Raw genomic sequence first — 13,734 nt, forward strand, 5'->3', positions numbered from 1 at the left:
AACTGAAATTAAGATGTTCATCTCTAAACTGATTACTCAGCTCTTCTTGAACGCTCAAATTGAGGTACCGATCGACCTTAGAGATGACAGAATCATGGCCTGAGAATAAAATACTCAGACATCACAATTAGTTATTGTATCCCTGTTAGGAGGTGATCCAGCCGCACCTTCCGGTACGGCTACCTTGTTACGACTTCACCCCAGTCATCAGCCCCACCTTCGGCATCCTCCTCCACAAGGGTTGGAGTAACGACTTCGGGCGTGGCCAACTTCCATGGTGTGACGGGCGGTGTGTACAAGGCCCGGGAACGTATTCACCGCAGTATGCTGACCTGCGATTACTAGCGATTCCTCCTTCACGTAGGCGAGTTGCAGCCTACGATCTGAACTGAGCCACGGTTTATGGGATTTGCTAGCTCTCGCGAGTTTGCTGCCCTTTGTCCGTAGCATTGTAGTACGTGTGTAGCCCAGGATGTAAGGGGCATGATGACTTGACGTCATCCACACCTTCCTCCGGTTTATCACCGGCGGTCTCTCTAGAGTGCCCAACTAAATGCTGGCAACTAAAGACGTGGGTTGCGCTCGTTGCGGGACTTAACCCAACATCTCACGACACGAGCTGACGACAGCCATGCACCACCTGTCACTGCGCTCCCGAAGGCACTCCCAAGTTTCCAAGGGATTCGCAGGATGTCAAACCCTGGTAAGGTTCTTCGCGTTGCATCGAATTAAACCACATACTCCACCGCTTGTGCGGGCCCCCGTCAATTCCTTTGAGTTTCACACTTGCGTGCGTACTCCCCAGGCGGAACACTTAACGCGTTGGCTACGACACCGAGGGGGTCGATTCCCCCGACACCTAGTGTTCATCGTTTACGGCTAGGACTACAGGGGTATCTAATCCCTTTCGCTCCCCTAGCTTTCGTCCATGAGCGTCAGTTATGGCCCAGCAGAGCGCCTTCGCCACTGGTGTTCTTCCCGATATCTACGCATTTCACCGCTACACCGGGAATTCCCTCTGCCCCTACCACACTCTAGTCTTACAGTTTCCATCGCCGAAATGGAGTTGAGCTCCACGTTTTAACGACAGACTTGTAAAACCGCCTGCGGACGCTTTACGCCCAATAATTCCGGATAACGCTTGCCACTCCCGTATTACCGCGGCTGCTGGCACGGAATTAGCCGTGGCTTATTCATCAAGTACCGTCAGATCTTCTTCCTTGATAAAAGAGGTTTACAGCCCAGAGGCCTTCATCCCTCACGCGGCGTTGCTCCGTCAGGCTTGCGCCCATTGCGGAAAATTCCCCACTGCTGCCTCCCGTAGGAGTCTGGGCCGTGTCTCAGTCCCAGTGTGGCTGATCATCCTCTCAGACCAGCTACTGATCGATGCCTTGGTGAGCCTTTACCACACCAACTAGCTAATCAGACGCGAGCTCATCCTCAGGCGAAATTCATTTCACCTCTCGGCATATGGGGTATTAGCGGCCGTTTCCAGCCGTTATCCCCCTCCTGAGGGCAGATTCTCACGCGTTACTCACCCGTCCGCCACTAACCCGAAGGTTCGTTCGACTTGCATGTGTTAAGCACGCCGCCAGCGTTCATCCTGAGCCAGGATCAAACTCTCCGTTGTAGTTCACGTCCTATCGGCTTTCGCCTCAACCTGAATTGCTTCTCACCCGCTTTGACCCACTGGCGCAGGTCTCACAGTTGGAGCCCCTTCCTCTGACAGAAGGTTTCAAAGAGTGCATTCAGAAATTTCTTTCCTCTTGACTTTCCCGAATCCCAGATCCGGTCGCGCTCGCCTCTCCTATCGGCACACCAGCTCCTGTTCCCTCGTGAGAAGGCAACAAAAACCAACCAACAGGCGCGTCACGCTATGTTTTTTTTTGACGGGACCTCACACCTTCACTGCTATTTCCGTCACTAGCTAATCTCTCAGCTAAAAAATCAAAGCTCCAACACCCTCCCTCTCGGGCGGTGCAGGCTCCCTTGATCCGTGACGCAGTGAAAGCGTCAGTTCCTAAACTTTTTAGTTGTCCAGGTGCTTCCGCTTCCTCCCCCTCTCGGGAGTTCTCGGCGGAACGCCGCTTCTCAGCGACTCAGAAAACTTACAACACCGTCGGCTCTCGCCTCCTCCGTCGTAAGCCTGCTCGCTTCCGGGGCTTCCCCCCTTGCGCGCAGTCCAAAAACATATCACCACGCTTGCCCTTATGGCAAGAACCCGTATCGAGCGCGACAGCGCCCCAAGCCAAAACCATTGCGGCCAGGCGCTTAGGTGCACTCCATTTGCCGCCTTTCCCCCTAGGGCCGCTGCAGGCCCTTCAGCGCCATATGGGCCACAAGGGTGGCTATCGGGAGCGCTTCTGGGGCAGGGAGGCTCACAGAGCTCAGCTGAGGAAGGGCCAAAGCAGCTGAAAGAGACTCTCTTACATGCCATAAAAAAAGCCGCGACCGAAGTCGCGGCTTGATAAGGGGGGCCAGGCAGGGTGCCCAAGACGATTTGCTCCTAAATATCAGAACAGACCAAGGGTGAGTGACTTGTCGATCGGCATGGCGGCGCCAATGCCGAGATAAATCGCAAACACCGTGCCGAACAAGAAGGTGGCCATGGCCACGGGCCTGCGGAAGGGATTCTGAAACTTATTGAAACTCTCGATGAAGGGCACAAGCATCAGACCCAGGGGGATCATCGTCTGCAGGGCAATGCCCAAAAGCTTGTTTGGAACAACCCTGAGAATCTGGAAGACCGGATACAGGTACCACTCAGGCAGGATCTCAAGCGGTGTTGCAAAGGGATCAGCCTTGTCGCCCAGCATGGCCGGATCCATGACTGCCAGGCCAACCATGCAGCCAATAGTCCCCAGGATCACCACGGGGAACATGTAAAGGAGGTCGTTGGGCCAGGCTGGCTCACCGTAGTAGTTGTGACCCATACCCTTCGCCAACTTGGCGCGGAGCTTGGGATCGGTGAGATCGGGCTTCTTAAGGATGTGCATGGCAGCTGCCGGCAGCAGGGATCTTTGAGGTGTTGGTGTGAAGCTTAAGGGGGGAGATTCGGGAGGCGAGAGGCCTCGAATCAATAGGTCACAAGGGGCCAGAGATGCCCTGCTTCCGGATCATCAGGAAGTGCATGAGCATGAAAACCGCAAGCAGCCAAGGCATCACGAAGGTGTGGAGGCTGTAAAAGCGGGTAAGGGTGGACTGGCCAACGCTCTCTCCACCACGGAGGAGCTCGACCATGAAATCACCGATGACCGGAACAGCCGCGGGGACTCCAGAAACAATTTTGACGGCCCAGTAACCGAGTTGATCCCAAGGCAAGGAGTAGCCAGTAACGCCGAAGGAGACAGTGATCACTGCCATGGTGACGCCAGTAACCCAGGTGAGCTCCCTTGGGCGCTTGAAACCACCGGTGAGATAAACCCGGAAAACGTGCAGGATCAGCATCAGCACCATCATCGAGGCGCTCCAGCGGTGCACAGACCTGATCAACCAGCCAAAGCTGACGTCGGTCATGAGGTACTGGACAGAGGCATAGGCCTCAGCCACCGTTGGCTTGTAATAGAAGGTCATCGCAAACCCAGTGGCGAACTGGATCAGGAAGCAAACCAGGGTGATGCCGCCCAGGCAATAAAAAATGTTGACGTGAGGGGGCACGTATTTGGACGAGATGTCGTCGGCAATCGACTGGATCTCAAGGCGCTCGTCGAACCAGTTGTAAACAGGGTTCGAAGCCTGTCCGGAGTTTCCAGCAGGAGTGTTCGCCATGCAGCTGGGGTATTGGTTGCGAGATCCTACCGATGACCTCGAGCCGCTTGTGAGTGTCCAGCCCTCTAGGCCAGCGCCTTCTCAACCGTTTGCAACAGCCGTGAAAAACCTTTTGGCAACCATGCTGCAGCGTTTGCTTGGCCCCGTGCTGGCCCTAGCCCTGCTGGCAGCCTCCGGCGCCTCGGCCTTGGCCCTCAGCGATACCCAGCAGCTGGTGGTTGAGGCATGGCGCCTAGTGAACCAGAGCTACGTGGATCCAGGACGCTTTGAAACGGTGCATTGGAAGCGGCTGCGCCAAAAAGCGCTCGAGCAACCAATCAACAGCTCAGGCGATGCCTACGACGCCATCGAATCAATGCTCACCCCCCTTGGGGATCCCTACACCCGCCTTTTGCGGCCTGCCGACTACGCCACCCTGCGCTCCAACACTCAGGGCACCGTGACCGGAGTGGGACTGCAGCTGGGCTTGCGCAGCAACGACCAAGCAGTCGTTGTGATCGCCCCACTGGACGGCTCCCCCGCCGCTGAAGCCCTGATACCTAGTGGCGCCGAGGTGCTGCGGGTAGATGGCCAGGCCACTGAGGTTCTGGGGCTGGAACGCACCGCAGCCGCCCTGCGCGGCCCCGCCGGGAGCCGGGTGCTGGTGCAACTCAACATGCAAGGGCAGTCCCGCGAAGTGGAGCTCGAACGGCGAGAGGTGGAGCTGCGTCCGGTGCGCAGCAAGCGTCTGCGGGTGGGAGAGCACACCCTCGGCTACCTGCGTATCACCCAATTTTCTGAACCGGTGCCCCAGGACGTGCAGGAAGCCCTCGCCGATCTCAACAGCAAGGCGATCGAGGGGCTGATTCTTGATCTACGCAACAACTCCGGCGGGCTGGTGAGCGCCGGCTTAGCCGTGGCCAACGACCTACTCAATGGCGAGCCCATCGTGGAAACCCAGGACCGTGATGGACTCAGTTCGCCCCAACAGGCCAACCCCGGCATGCTCTTCGACGGGCCGATGCTCACCCTGGTGAACGGCGGCACAGCTAGTGCCAGCGAAATCCTGGCGGGGGCCCTTCAAGACAATGGCCGCAGTGAGCTGGTGGGAGCTCAAACCTTCGGCAAAGGGCTGATTCAGACCCTGATCCCCCTGAGCGACTCCAGTGGACTGGCCGTAACCGTGGCCCGCTACCTCACCCCCAGCGGCAGGGACATTCAGCACCAGGGAATCGCGCCGGATCTAGTGCTGCCCGAACCCGAACCCCTAGACCCCGGCGGTGAGGCTGACAGCTGGCTTGATGCCGCGGGCCGCTTGCTGGCCAGCCGGCTTGAAGCGAACCTTTGAATATGGGAGAGCGCACTTATCACGATCCGCTGCACGGGGCGATTCGACTCGATCGCAGCGATCCGGCCGAAGCCCTGGCCATCGACCTGATCGATTCCGCCCCCTTCCAGCGCTTGCGTCGAGTGCGTCAATTGGGGCCAGCCTTTCTGACCTTCCATGGAGCCGAGTCCAGCCGCTTCACCCATTCCCTCGGGGTGCTGCACCTAGCCCGCCTGGCTCTGCAACAGCTGGAGCGCCACCACCTTGAACTGGCGGAACATCGAGCCGTGCTCTACGCCGCGGCCCTCCTGCACGATGTGGGCCACGCTCCCCTGAGCCACTCCGGCGAGGAGATGTATGGGCTACACCACGAGGCGTGGTCGGGGCGACTGATCCGGGAGCATCCGGCCTTGCGCGACCGCCTCGAAGCCCACGCCCCCGGCACGGCCAGCGCCGTGGCCGACCTGCTGGAGCACGGCCGCCACCCCTGCCCGGCGATCAAGGCCCTAGTGAGCAGCCAGCTGGACTGCGACCGGCTCGATTACCTGGTCCGCGATAGCTACAGCACCGGCACTACCTACGGCAGGCTGGATCTCGAGCGCATCCTGGCCGCCTTCACCTTGGCTCCCGATGGCCAGCTGGCGATCACCCCCAAAGGGCTGATGGCCGTGGAGCACTACCTGGTGGTGCGCAACCTGATGTATCGCAGCGTCTACAACCACCGGCTCAACGTGGTGTGCAACTGGCTGCTCAACCAGGCCATCGCAACCGCCCGACGCCTGGGAGCAAAGCGAGTTTGGGCCGACCAGGTGATGGGCCGCTGGCTGTGGAACTGCGACGCTCTCGATCTGGAGACATTCCTTGCCAACGACGACATCCGCACCGGGTACCACCTGATGCGCTGGATGGAAGAGGGCCCGGCCGAACTGCAGGATCCCTGCCGCCGCCTGCTGGAGCGGCGGCTGCTCAAGGCCACCGATGTGAGTCACTGCAGCCCCGCCCAGCGACTAGAGCTCCTGGCTGCAGCGCGGCAGCTAAGCGAAGCCGAGGGCCTGAGCGCCGAAACCAGCTGCGGCCTGCAGCAGCGCCAGAGCCGCGGTTATCACCCCTATAAAGGTGGCCTGCGCCTTTGGGATGGCGAGCACCTACAGGCCCTGGAGCAGCGCTCAAGCCTGGTGCAAAGCCTCACTGTTGCGGTCGAGCTGGCCTGGCTGATCCATCCCGGTGAGGTGGCACCTAAGTTGCGCCAATTGCTGGGTCGCTGAGCGGGAATGGGGATGGGGATAGGGCCGGAAATGGAGTTGGAGCCGGCGCAAGGAGCATTGCTGGTTGCAGACCAATCGGGGCGAGGCAGCCACCGACTAGTGCTGCCCGCCTACTGCCAAACCCCTTTGCCCGCTCTGGTGCAACAAGCAATTGATAGTGGCGCCCTGCTGGGTGATGGGCCAATCGAGGGCCAGGTGCTGCTCGAGGCTGGCGCCTGGCGTCTCGGCCTAAGCCAGCTTGGCGAGCTGCAGCGCACCCTGGCCGGCCGGGGGCTTGAGCTGGTGATGATCTGCGGCAGTCAGCCCCACACCCACGTAGCAGCTGCGGGGCTGGGGATCTTGAGCCAGTGGCCTAATGCGGCCGCTCCAGCGAGCCCCGCCAAACCAGATCCCGACCTGCAAGTGCATCGGGGCACCCTGCGCTCCGGCGACCATCTGGAAACATCGGCCAGCGTGCTGCTGCTTGGGGACGTAAACCCAGGCGCGCGGATTTCAGCCGCAGGCCATGTGCTGGTGTGGGGGCGATTGCGGGGTATGGCCCACGCCGGCTGCCAGGGCGACAACAGCGCCCGCATCGTGGCCCTGCAGCTACGACCGCTGCAGCTGCGGATTGCCGGGGCGGTGGCCCGGGGGCCCGAGGGAGCCCCCCCAGCCGGGTTTGCAGAAGAAGCTCGGATAGTGGCGGGCGCCATCCAAATAGACCCGGCCCAACCGATCTGGCCCCTTAGCGGTTAATTACACCCAGACCACCCAGCACACCGGCCACTGCCATAAACCAGAGCGGCGAAATGCGGGGGCGCAACATCAGCACGCAAACCAGCACTGACACCACTCTCGAGCGCCATATCAACAATCCTGGCCATTTGGCCGCGGCTACGAACGCTGCTCCACACCAGCCCCACAGTGAGGTCGGGATGGAAAAAGCTGCGGTTCCAGTCGGCCTCAAAGCCAGCGATCACCTGCTCTACAACAGGCACCGCGTAGCTGACGACTCCGTAGTCACGGGTCTCAGTGAAGTATTTGTCGCTGAGGTTGAAGGTGGCAACCAGCACGCAGGTGGAATCCACCACCAGCGACTTCTCGTGGGTCAAGGGAAGGGCTTCGCTGGTCCAGGCCACCTCAATGCCGCAGGCGCCGAGCCGCCCATAGGCCTCATCATTCCAACGGTCGCCGCCGGAGGTGTGTGGATTGAGCATCACCCGCACCTGCACGCCACGCTGGTGCGCCCGGATCAAGGCATGCTCGACAGTCTCCGACTGCAACTTGAACTGCTTGAGCCGAAGTGTCTCCTGGGCAGCATCAATCAAGGCCACCACAGCCACTGCGCCGTCATCGGGCATCACCAGCAGCTGCTGCTGATGGTGCAGATGGTTCAGCCCGCCCTGGGTTTGGGTCATCCCTTCTGGGAGCCTGATCCCCCTTTTTAGAGCAGCTGCCGCCTGTAGCAATGCCAGCCCCGATACCTGCAACTCAAAGTTTTGGCCTTAACCTGCACTCAATCCAGCCTGTGCCGTGGCCGCCACGTCTACCCGCTACATCCTGATCTGCTCTGGCAAGGGAGGCGTGGGCAAAACCACCCTCACCGCCAACCTCGGCATTGCTCTTGCCAAGCAAGGGGCTCGCACCGCCGTGCTCGATGCCGACTTCGGCCTACGCAACCTCGACTTGTTGCTCGGCCTAGAAAACCGGATCGTATACACAGCCCAGGAGGTGCTGGCGGAAACCTGTCGGCTCGAGCAAGCATTGGTAAAACATAAGCAGGAGCCAAATCTGGCCTTGCTTCCCGCTGGCAATCCACGGATGCTCGAGTGGCTCCAGCCCGACGACATGCGCAAGATCGCTGCCATGCTGGGAGAGCATTTTGATTACGTATTAATCGATGCACCGGCGGGAATTGAGGGCGGCTTCAAGAACGCCATGGCGGCCGCACGCGAAGCAATCGTGGTCACGACACCAGAGGTTTCGGCCGTGCGCGATGCCGACAGGGTGATTGGCCTGCTCAACAGTGAAGGCATAAAGCCGATCCAGCTTGTGCTGAACCGGGTGCGGCCAAAAATGATGGCAAATCAGGAGATGCTGGGCGTCAGCGATGTCACCGACATCCTGGCCCTGCCCCTACTTGGCCTAGTGCTGGAAGACGAACAGGTGATTGTGAGCACCAACCGCGGTGAGCCCCTCACCCTGACCGGCAATAGTTCACCGGCTGGCCGCGCTTACTTCAATGTGGCTCGCCGCCTGCAGGGTGAAGAGGTGCCACTGATCGATCCGAGCAAAGAGCGCAAAGGGCTGCGGGCCTCGATCGGGCGCCTGATGCAAACCAAGATCTTCTGAAGCCGATGACCTTGCTTGATGTGATTAACAAACTGTTGGGGCGGCATCCCGCCAGTGCCAACACGGCTAAGCAACGACTGCAGTTGGTGCTAGCCCACGACCGCAGCGACCTCAATCCAGAGCTGCTGCAACAAATGCGTCGGGAAATCCTTGAGGTTGTGAGTCGTTATGTGGAAATCGACTTTGAGGAAGGGGATGTGACCCTGGAAACGGAGGACCGAGTAACAGCCCTGGTAGCAAACCTGCCGATTCGGCGAGCCAAGTTGCCAGCTCCCGCTCCTATCTCTGAGCCAACCCTGGAGAGCGAACTCAGTTCCTGAGACAGTGTGGGAACTCTGAGGGGCGCCGCACCAATGCCATGCCCTGTTCAAACGCCTTCGAGCATTCAGAACTCTCCGCCGCAGAGCGGCGTGTGCTCCAGCAACTAGAACGGGGCTACAGCAACAAGGCAATTGCCGCCGCCTTAATTCTCAGCAGGCGTACGGTCGAAAGCCATATATCTAGCCTGCTGGCCAAAACCGGCTGTCAAAGCCGCACCCAGCTGCTGCTCTGGGCACTGGGTGAGCGATAAAGTGAAAGGTGGTTGCCGCCTAGCGACTTCCATTGCCGGCTTAGCTCAGTGGTAGAGCAGCGCTTTTGTAAAGCGAAGGCCATCGGTTCAAATCCGTTAGCCGGCTTATTCGATCCTCAATTTCGAGCAGCGTTGCCAGCCAGAAGCCAGATACCAAGGGCCAGCAGTACCCAGGGCAAAAAGCTGAGCTCCATCAAGTCGGACAAGACATGAAGCAAGGGCTCCATAGTCCAATAGAACACCGCTACCGAGACCGCCACCACAACAATCAGTGCCCCCATCCCTACGCGCTCCTAGATACCTGGGGGCAGTAGAGCACCGGCTCGCAATACAAGCCAGCCTGCCTCAGGGCGCCAAGCAACCACCGTGCTGGCCTGACCTGCGCCGAGGGGCCAGGGGATCGGTGCCAAAAGCGGCACCCCGGGAAATTGCTGGGCAGCCTCCTGAGCTGTGCAGGCGGCCGGACAGCCTGAAATGTTGGCGCTGGTTGTAGCCAAGGGGCCACTGAGCTGCAGCAAGGCCTGGGCTTCCGCACTGGCCGGCAGTCGCAGGCCCAGGCTCGACCCACCGGGATTGAGAGTCTCTGCCACCACTCCAACGGCAGGCAGAACCAAAGTGACCGCCCCTGGCCAGGCCCAAGCAGCCATCTCCAACCACTCGGAGCGCGGCGCTATACCGAGGCATGCAAACAAAGCTTCGGAGCTGGCCGCCATCAAGATCAAAGGCTTGTCTGCCGAGCGCTGTTTCAGGCGCCAAAGCTGGTTGGCCTGGCCCGGTGAAGCCGCCAGGGCTGGCAAGGTATCTGTGGGGAAAAGGGCAGCAGAACCCTCCAGGAGCCGTGCCGCCAGATCTGGCGACTCCAAGGCTGGAGATGGAACCGGCATCAATCCAGGCTTAATGGTCATGGCAATCCCCGCCCGATCCTGGCCAGCGAGCCGACGCAAAGCGCTCTACACCCTCGAGATCCCCATGGGCCCGCACCTCGGCATATCCGGCAGCATTGAGTAGATCGATCACCGCATGGCTCTGGTCGAAGTGATGCTCCATCAGCAGCAGACCACCAGGCGCAAGGGCCGCCGCCCCACCCGCCACTATTAAGCGCAGGGCATCGAGTCCATCGACTCCGCCATCGAGGGCAAGGGCCGGCTCATGCTCCCTCACCCCGGGCTCCAAACCAGCCCATACAGCAGTCGGTATGTAGGGGGGATTGGTCACCACCAGCTCAAACCGTCCCCACCAGGGGCTCAACGGCTGCCACCAACTGCCCTCCAGCAATTGCACCTGATCAGCAACGCCAGCTGCCGCCAGATTGAAGGCCGCCTGGCGAAGAGCCCCTGGACTGCAGTCGACGGCCCAGCCACGACTGGACGGCCAGGCCAGGGCCAAGGCCAGGGCCATACAGCCAGAGCCGGTGCCGAGATCGGCCCAACAGCCCTGGCCGGAAGGGGCCAGCTCCAGGGCCAGCTCCACCAGTAATTCCGTTTCCTGCCTAGGGATCAGCACTCCTGGGGCCACGCTGATTTCCAGGTCACGCCAGGGGCAGCGCCCCACAAGATATTGAAGCGGCTCGGCTGTATCGAGATGGCAGCGCCACATCGCCTCCAATTGGCTGAGATCACAGGCCAGTTGAACCGGCAACTGAGGCTGAAGCCGCAGCTGCTGTTGAACCCGCCAGGGCAGGCCTCCCGCCAGATCCAGCAGCCAGTCGAGATCACCAGGGCTGCCGCCCAGGGCTAGTTGCTGTCGCCGCCAGGCCAACAACTGCTCCCCATCGAGCTGCCCATTCACCATGGCTTCAGGCTAGGCCGGACGCCAGCAAAGCCCAGGCTCAGCCCGCACCAGCCCCTGAAGCTCTAAGGCCAGCAAACGGGAGGCAAGGGAGGCTGCCGGCTGCTCCAGCATCAGGCAGAGCTGCTCAAGCGAAGCTCCATGCCCCAAGGCTTCTAGCAGCGCGGGATCGGCCGATCGCAGTAGCCCGTGGGCGGCCGCAGGAGCAGCGGGATCTGGCGAGGCCAGGGGGCCAGGCCCTAGCTGGCGAATTAAATCTGCGGGCTCAAGCAGCACCGTGGCGTCTTGGGCGAGCAGACGATTGCTACCGGCAGCCGATGCCTTGCCCGCATCAGCCGGCACGGCCCAGACCGGCAACTCCTGCTGCATGGCGAGGGTGGCCGACTGGAGGGCCCCACTGCGTATAGGGCACTCGACTACCACCACCGCCCGAGCCAGGCCGACCTGCAGCCGGTTGCGAGCCGCAAAATGACCTGCCTGCACCGCAGTGCCCGCCGGCAACTCGCTCACCAGCAGCCCCCCAGCACCCACCTCAGCCTGCAACTGCTGATGGTGCCTTGGATAAACCCGCTCAAGGGGAGTGCCCAACACCCCCACAGGCCGGCCGCCCTTGGACAAGCAGCCCCGGTGGGCGGCTCCGTCGATCCCTTCTGCCAGGCCACTCACCACCGGCCAACCCGCCTGGGCAAGGGCCGCACCGATCGCCTCAGCCATGGCCACCCCATGCAGGGAGGGCCGGCGCGTGCCCACAACCGCAATGGCCTGGCGGCGCCGAAGCAGGGGCCACAACCCGCCCTTACCCCGCCAATACAGGCGCAGAGGCGGCCGCGCCAAGGCGAGCAACTCGGGCGGAAAGGCCGGATCAGCCGGCACCAACACCCCCTTGCCGCCGCGCAGCTCTTGGCAGAGACGGGGCAAGGGATCGAGACCCCAGCGATCGCGATAACGCTGCAGCTGGCGGCAGCCCACCGCACCAAAACCGGCAAGGGCAGCAAAGGCCTCGAGCGGTGCGCCCCAGGCTGCGGCCCAGCCACAAAAGTTGTCCCGAATGGCAACCAGCCGCTGGGCGCCAATTCCTGGGCAACCCGACCACAGCAGCCACCAAAGCCGCTGCTCCTGATTCCAACCGGCGCCATCGGCGCTCCGCAGCAGCCCCTGAATCGCCATGACGCCTTCAGTACAGATGTACTGATCCTAATGCGGTCCCCGCGCCAGGGTCGCAACCGCGGCCGCCAGATCCGCGGGCAAGCGGCGCACCAGCCGGCGCTGATCCAGCCCAGGGGCGCTCTCCACCAGCACAAGCTCAACCCTTGCCTCAGCCGCCAGCTTTCCGCTTGCAGCGACAAAACGGCTTCGCCAGGGCAATTTCAGACCAACGCGCGGCAGCACCTCGCTCCACAGCTGCACAGCTTCGCCGTGAAACAGGGGCTGCTTGTAGTCAATGGTCAAACTCACCACCGGCAGCTCCAAGCCCCGAGCGGAAAGATCGCTGTAGGCGATACCAGCTGCAGCTAGGGCCTCTACCCGCGCCTCCTCAAGCCAAGCCAAGTAAGCGCCATGCCACATCACGCCGGCGTGATCCGTGTGTTGGGGCAGCACACGGCGCTCCAGCAACCAGCCCTCAGCCACTCTTTTCACCAAAGCTGGGCCTGCTTGGCCGAAGGGGGATGGTTGCGGTGTGGCGGGCAGATGGTTTGCGCTTGCAGATCGGACATAGGGTGACAGGCAGCCTGCTACTTCGAGTCGCCTCAGTGTTTCGCAACGTTCTAATCGCCGATTCCGGCAAAGGCCACGTGGAAGAGATGGTGCGCATGCTGCGCGACATCCCGGCGGTGCGTGCGGCCCGCATCAACCTGCTGCACGTGGTGCCTGAGCAGGCTGGTGAGAGCTTCGCGGACCAATCCCAAAAAGCGGCGACTATCGCCGCCGAAGCCGTGCAGCGGCTCGGGCTCAACCCCAGCGAGGTGAACACAATCATTCGCCAGGGAGACACCAAGCAAACGGTGCTGAAGGTGGCCGACGAACTCAACAGCGACCTGATCGTGATGGGCTCCAGAGGCATGGGTCGCCTTCAATCGATCCTTAGCAACAGCGCCAGCCAATACGTATTCCAGCTGTCGACCAGGCCGATGCTGCTGGTGCGCGACGACCTTTACATCCGCCACATCAACCGGGTGATGGTTGCCATCGATGGCACCGGGGTCGGAGACGACGCCCTGAAACTGGCCTGCGAGCTTGTGCGGGAGATTCCTGGCGGCAGCCTCACCGGCGTGCACGTAACCCGCCAAGACATCACCCCTTCTCGGGGCGGCAAATCCCCAGCCGATGAAGTACTCGAGAAAGCAAGCCAGCGAGCCCGTAGCTACGGAGTGGAGCTCAAGGCAGTGCACCTCAGCGGCGATGTCGGCCGCAGAGTATGCGCCGCCGCTGAGGATCTCAAAGCCGACCTGCTGGTGATCGCTTCCCAGGATCGGCGCCCGGTGGTTGCTCGCGGCCTCGTCGACATCGACCGGCTACTGGGCAGCTCGGTGAGCGACTACATCCGCGTTCACGCCCCAGCCCCTGTGTTGCTGGTGCGGGAGCCTGAAGGGAGGCGCTAGCCCCCCTGGCGGCTGTTGGTTTGGATGTAAAGAATGATCAAAAAGACCGCGGGAACCAACACGAACAAAAGGCTGGCAACAAAGCCGAGATCGTTGGTTTCCATG

General features: G+C 61.3%; 16 protein-coding genes, 1 tRNA gene and 1 rRNA gene. 8 read left to right on the top strand and 10 right to left on the bottom strand.

From position 1 onward, the window contains the following. Positions 1-145: 145 nt before the first annotated feature. The 3 genes from U9970_RS10240 to petB form a co-directional block, all read right to left on the bottom strand. Positions 146-1,630: ribosomal RNA gene (locus U9970_RS10240) — 16S ribosomal RNA — on the bottom strand. Between the two features lie 883 nt (positions 1,631-2,513). Next, a complete protein-coding gene (petD, locus tag U9970_RS10245; RefSeq protein WP_106632801.1) occupies positions 2,514-2,996 on the bottom strand; it encodes a cytochrome b6-f complex subunit IV in 483 nt (160 codons plus the stop codon). An 88-nt stretch (positions 2,997-3,084) separates the two neighbouring features. Further along, positions 3,085-3,768, bottom strand: coding sequence for a cytochrome b6 (gene petB, locus U9970_RS10250; protein ID WP_255024545.1), 684 nt, complete (start codon positions 3,766-3,768; stop codon positions 3,085-3,087). Positions 3,769-3,889: 121 nt separating this feature from the next. On the opposite strand from petB, the gene ctpZ reads away from it, so the two are divergent. Genes ctpZ through U9970_RS10265 form a run of 3 tightly spaced genes read left to right on the top strand, consistent with a single transcriptional unit; the run spans position 3,890 to position 7,074 of the window. Next, positions 3,890-5,095: a carboxyl-terminal processing protease CtpZ gene (ctpZ, locus tag U9970_RS10255; RefSeq protein WP_322764142.1), complete on the top strand. Its 1,206-nt coding sequence runs from the start codon at positions 3,890-3,892 to the stop codon at positions 5,093-5,095. A 2-nt stretch (positions 5,096-5,097) separates the two neighbouring features. After that, positions 5,098-6,339: an HD domain-containing protein gene (locus U9970_RS10260; RefSeq protein ID WP_322764143.1), complete on the top strand. Its 1,242-nt coding sequence runs from the start codon at positions 5,098-5,100 to the stop codon at positions 6,337-6,339. Between the two features lie 12 nt (positions 6,340-6,351). After that, a complete protein-coding gene (locus tag U9970_RS10265) occupies positions 6,352-7,074 on the top strand; it encodes a septum site-determining protein MinC (protein ID WP_322764144.1) in 723 nt (240 codons plus the stop codon). Here U9970_RS10265 and U9970_RS10270 read toward each other — a convergent pair. Next, on the bottom strand, positions 7,071-7,736 hold the full coding sequence (locus tag U9970_RS10270; protein ID WP_322764145.1) for a phospholipase D-like domain-containing protein: 666 nt from the start codon (positions 7,734-7,736) through the stop codon (positions 7,071-7,073). The two genes, U9970_RS10265 and U9970_RS10270, sit on opposite strands and share 4 nt — an antisense overlap. A 115-nt stretch (positions 7,737-7,851) precedes the next feature. On the opposite strand from U9970_RS10270, the gene minD reads away from it, so the two are divergent. From minD to U9970_RS10290, 4 genes are all read left to right on the top strand, one after another. Then, positions 7,852-8,670 (top strand): septum site-determining protein MinD, encoded by an 819-nt coding sequence (minD, locus tag U9970_RS10275; RefSeq protein WP_322764146.1) that lies wholly within the window; start codon positions 7,852-7,854, stop codon positions 8,668-8,670. Positions 8,671-8,675: 5 nt separating this feature from the next. After that, the gene (gene minE / locus U9970_RS10280; protein ID WP_322764147.1) at positions 8,676-8,990 is read left to right on the top strand and encodes a cell division topological specificity factor MinE; all 315 of its coding nucleotides are present in this window, start codon (positions 8,676-8,678) and stop codon (positions 8,988-8,990) included. 38 nt (positions 8,991-9,028) lie between these two features. Next, on the top strand, positions 9,029-9,241 hold the full coding sequence (locus U9970_RS10285; RefSeq protein ID WP_322764148.1) for a response regulator transcription factor: 213 nt from the start codon (positions 9,029-9,031) through the stop codon (positions 9,239-9,241). A gap of 34 nt (positions 9,242-9,275) precedes the next feature. Continuing rightward, a tRNA-Thr gene (locus U9970_RS10290) sits at positions 9,276-9,347 on the top strand. Between the two features lie 10 nt (positions 9,348-9,357). Here U9970_RS10290 and U9970_RS10295 read toward each other — a convergent pair. The 5 genes from U9970_RS10295 to U9970_RS10315 are packed head-to-tail and all read right to left on the bottom strand — an operon-like array spanning position 9,358 to position 12,595. Continuing rightward, positions 9,358-9,522, bottom strand: coding sequence for a hypothetical protein (locus U9970_RS10295; protein ID WP_322764149.1), 165 nt, complete (start codon positions 9,520-9,522; stop codon positions 9,358-9,360). Between the two features lie 12 nt (positions 9,523-9,534). Continuing rightward, positions 9,535-10,125 carry an L-threonylcarbamoyladenylate synthase gene (locus tag U9970_RS10300; RefSeq protein WP_322764150.1) on the bottom strand — a complete coding sequence of 197 codons (591 nt, stop codon included), beginning with the start codon at positions 10,123-10,125 and terminating at the stop codon, positions 9,535-9,537. 10 nt (positions 10,126-10,135) lie between these two features. Next, positions 10,136-11,032 carry a peptide chain release factor N(5)-glutamine methyltransferase gene (gene prmC / locus U9970_RS10305; RefSeq protein ID WP_322764151.1) on the bottom strand — a complete coding sequence of 299 codons (897 nt, stop codon included), beginning with the start codon at positions 11,030-11,032 and terminating at the stop codon, positions 10,136-10,138. 9 nt (positions 11,033-11,041) lie between these two features. Beyond that, positions 11,042-12,196, bottom strand: coding sequence for a DNA-processing protein DprA (locus U9970_RS10310; RefSeq protein WP_322764152.1), 1,155 nt, complete (start codon positions 12,194-12,196; stop codon positions 11,042-11,044). Between the two features lie 27 nt (positions 12,197-12,223). Further along, a complete protein-coding gene (locus U9970_RS10315) occupies positions 12,224-12,595 on the bottom strand; it encodes an acyl-CoA thioesterase (RefSeq protein ID WP_407653115.1) in 372 nt (123 codons plus the stop codon). A gap of 185 nt (positions 12,596-12,780) precedes the next feature. Between U9970_RS10315 and U9970_RS10320 the strand changes: the two genes are divergently transcribed. After that, entirely contained in the window at positions 12,781-13,629 is an 849-nt protein-coding gene (locus U9970_RS10320) for a universal stress protein (RefSeq protein ID WP_322766108.1), read from the top strand. On the opposite strand, the gene psbM is transcribed toward U9970_RS10320, so the two are convergent. Further along, the gene (gene psbM, locus U9970_RS10325) at positions 13,626-13,733 is read right to left on the bottom strand and encodes a photosystem II reaction center protein PsbM (protein ID WP_015109223.1); all 108 of its coding nucleotides are present in this window, start codon (positions 13,731-13,733) and stop codon (positions 13,626-13,628) included. The genes U9970_RS10320 and psbM overlap by 4 nt on opposite strands. Position 13,734 lies beyond the last annotated feature (1 nt).

The organism is Cyanobium usitatum str. Tous (genome assembly GCF_963920485.1).
Lineage (GTDB): Bacteria > Cyanobacteriota > Cyanobacteriia > PCC-6307 > Cyanobiaceae > Cyanobium_A > Cyanobium_A usitatum_A.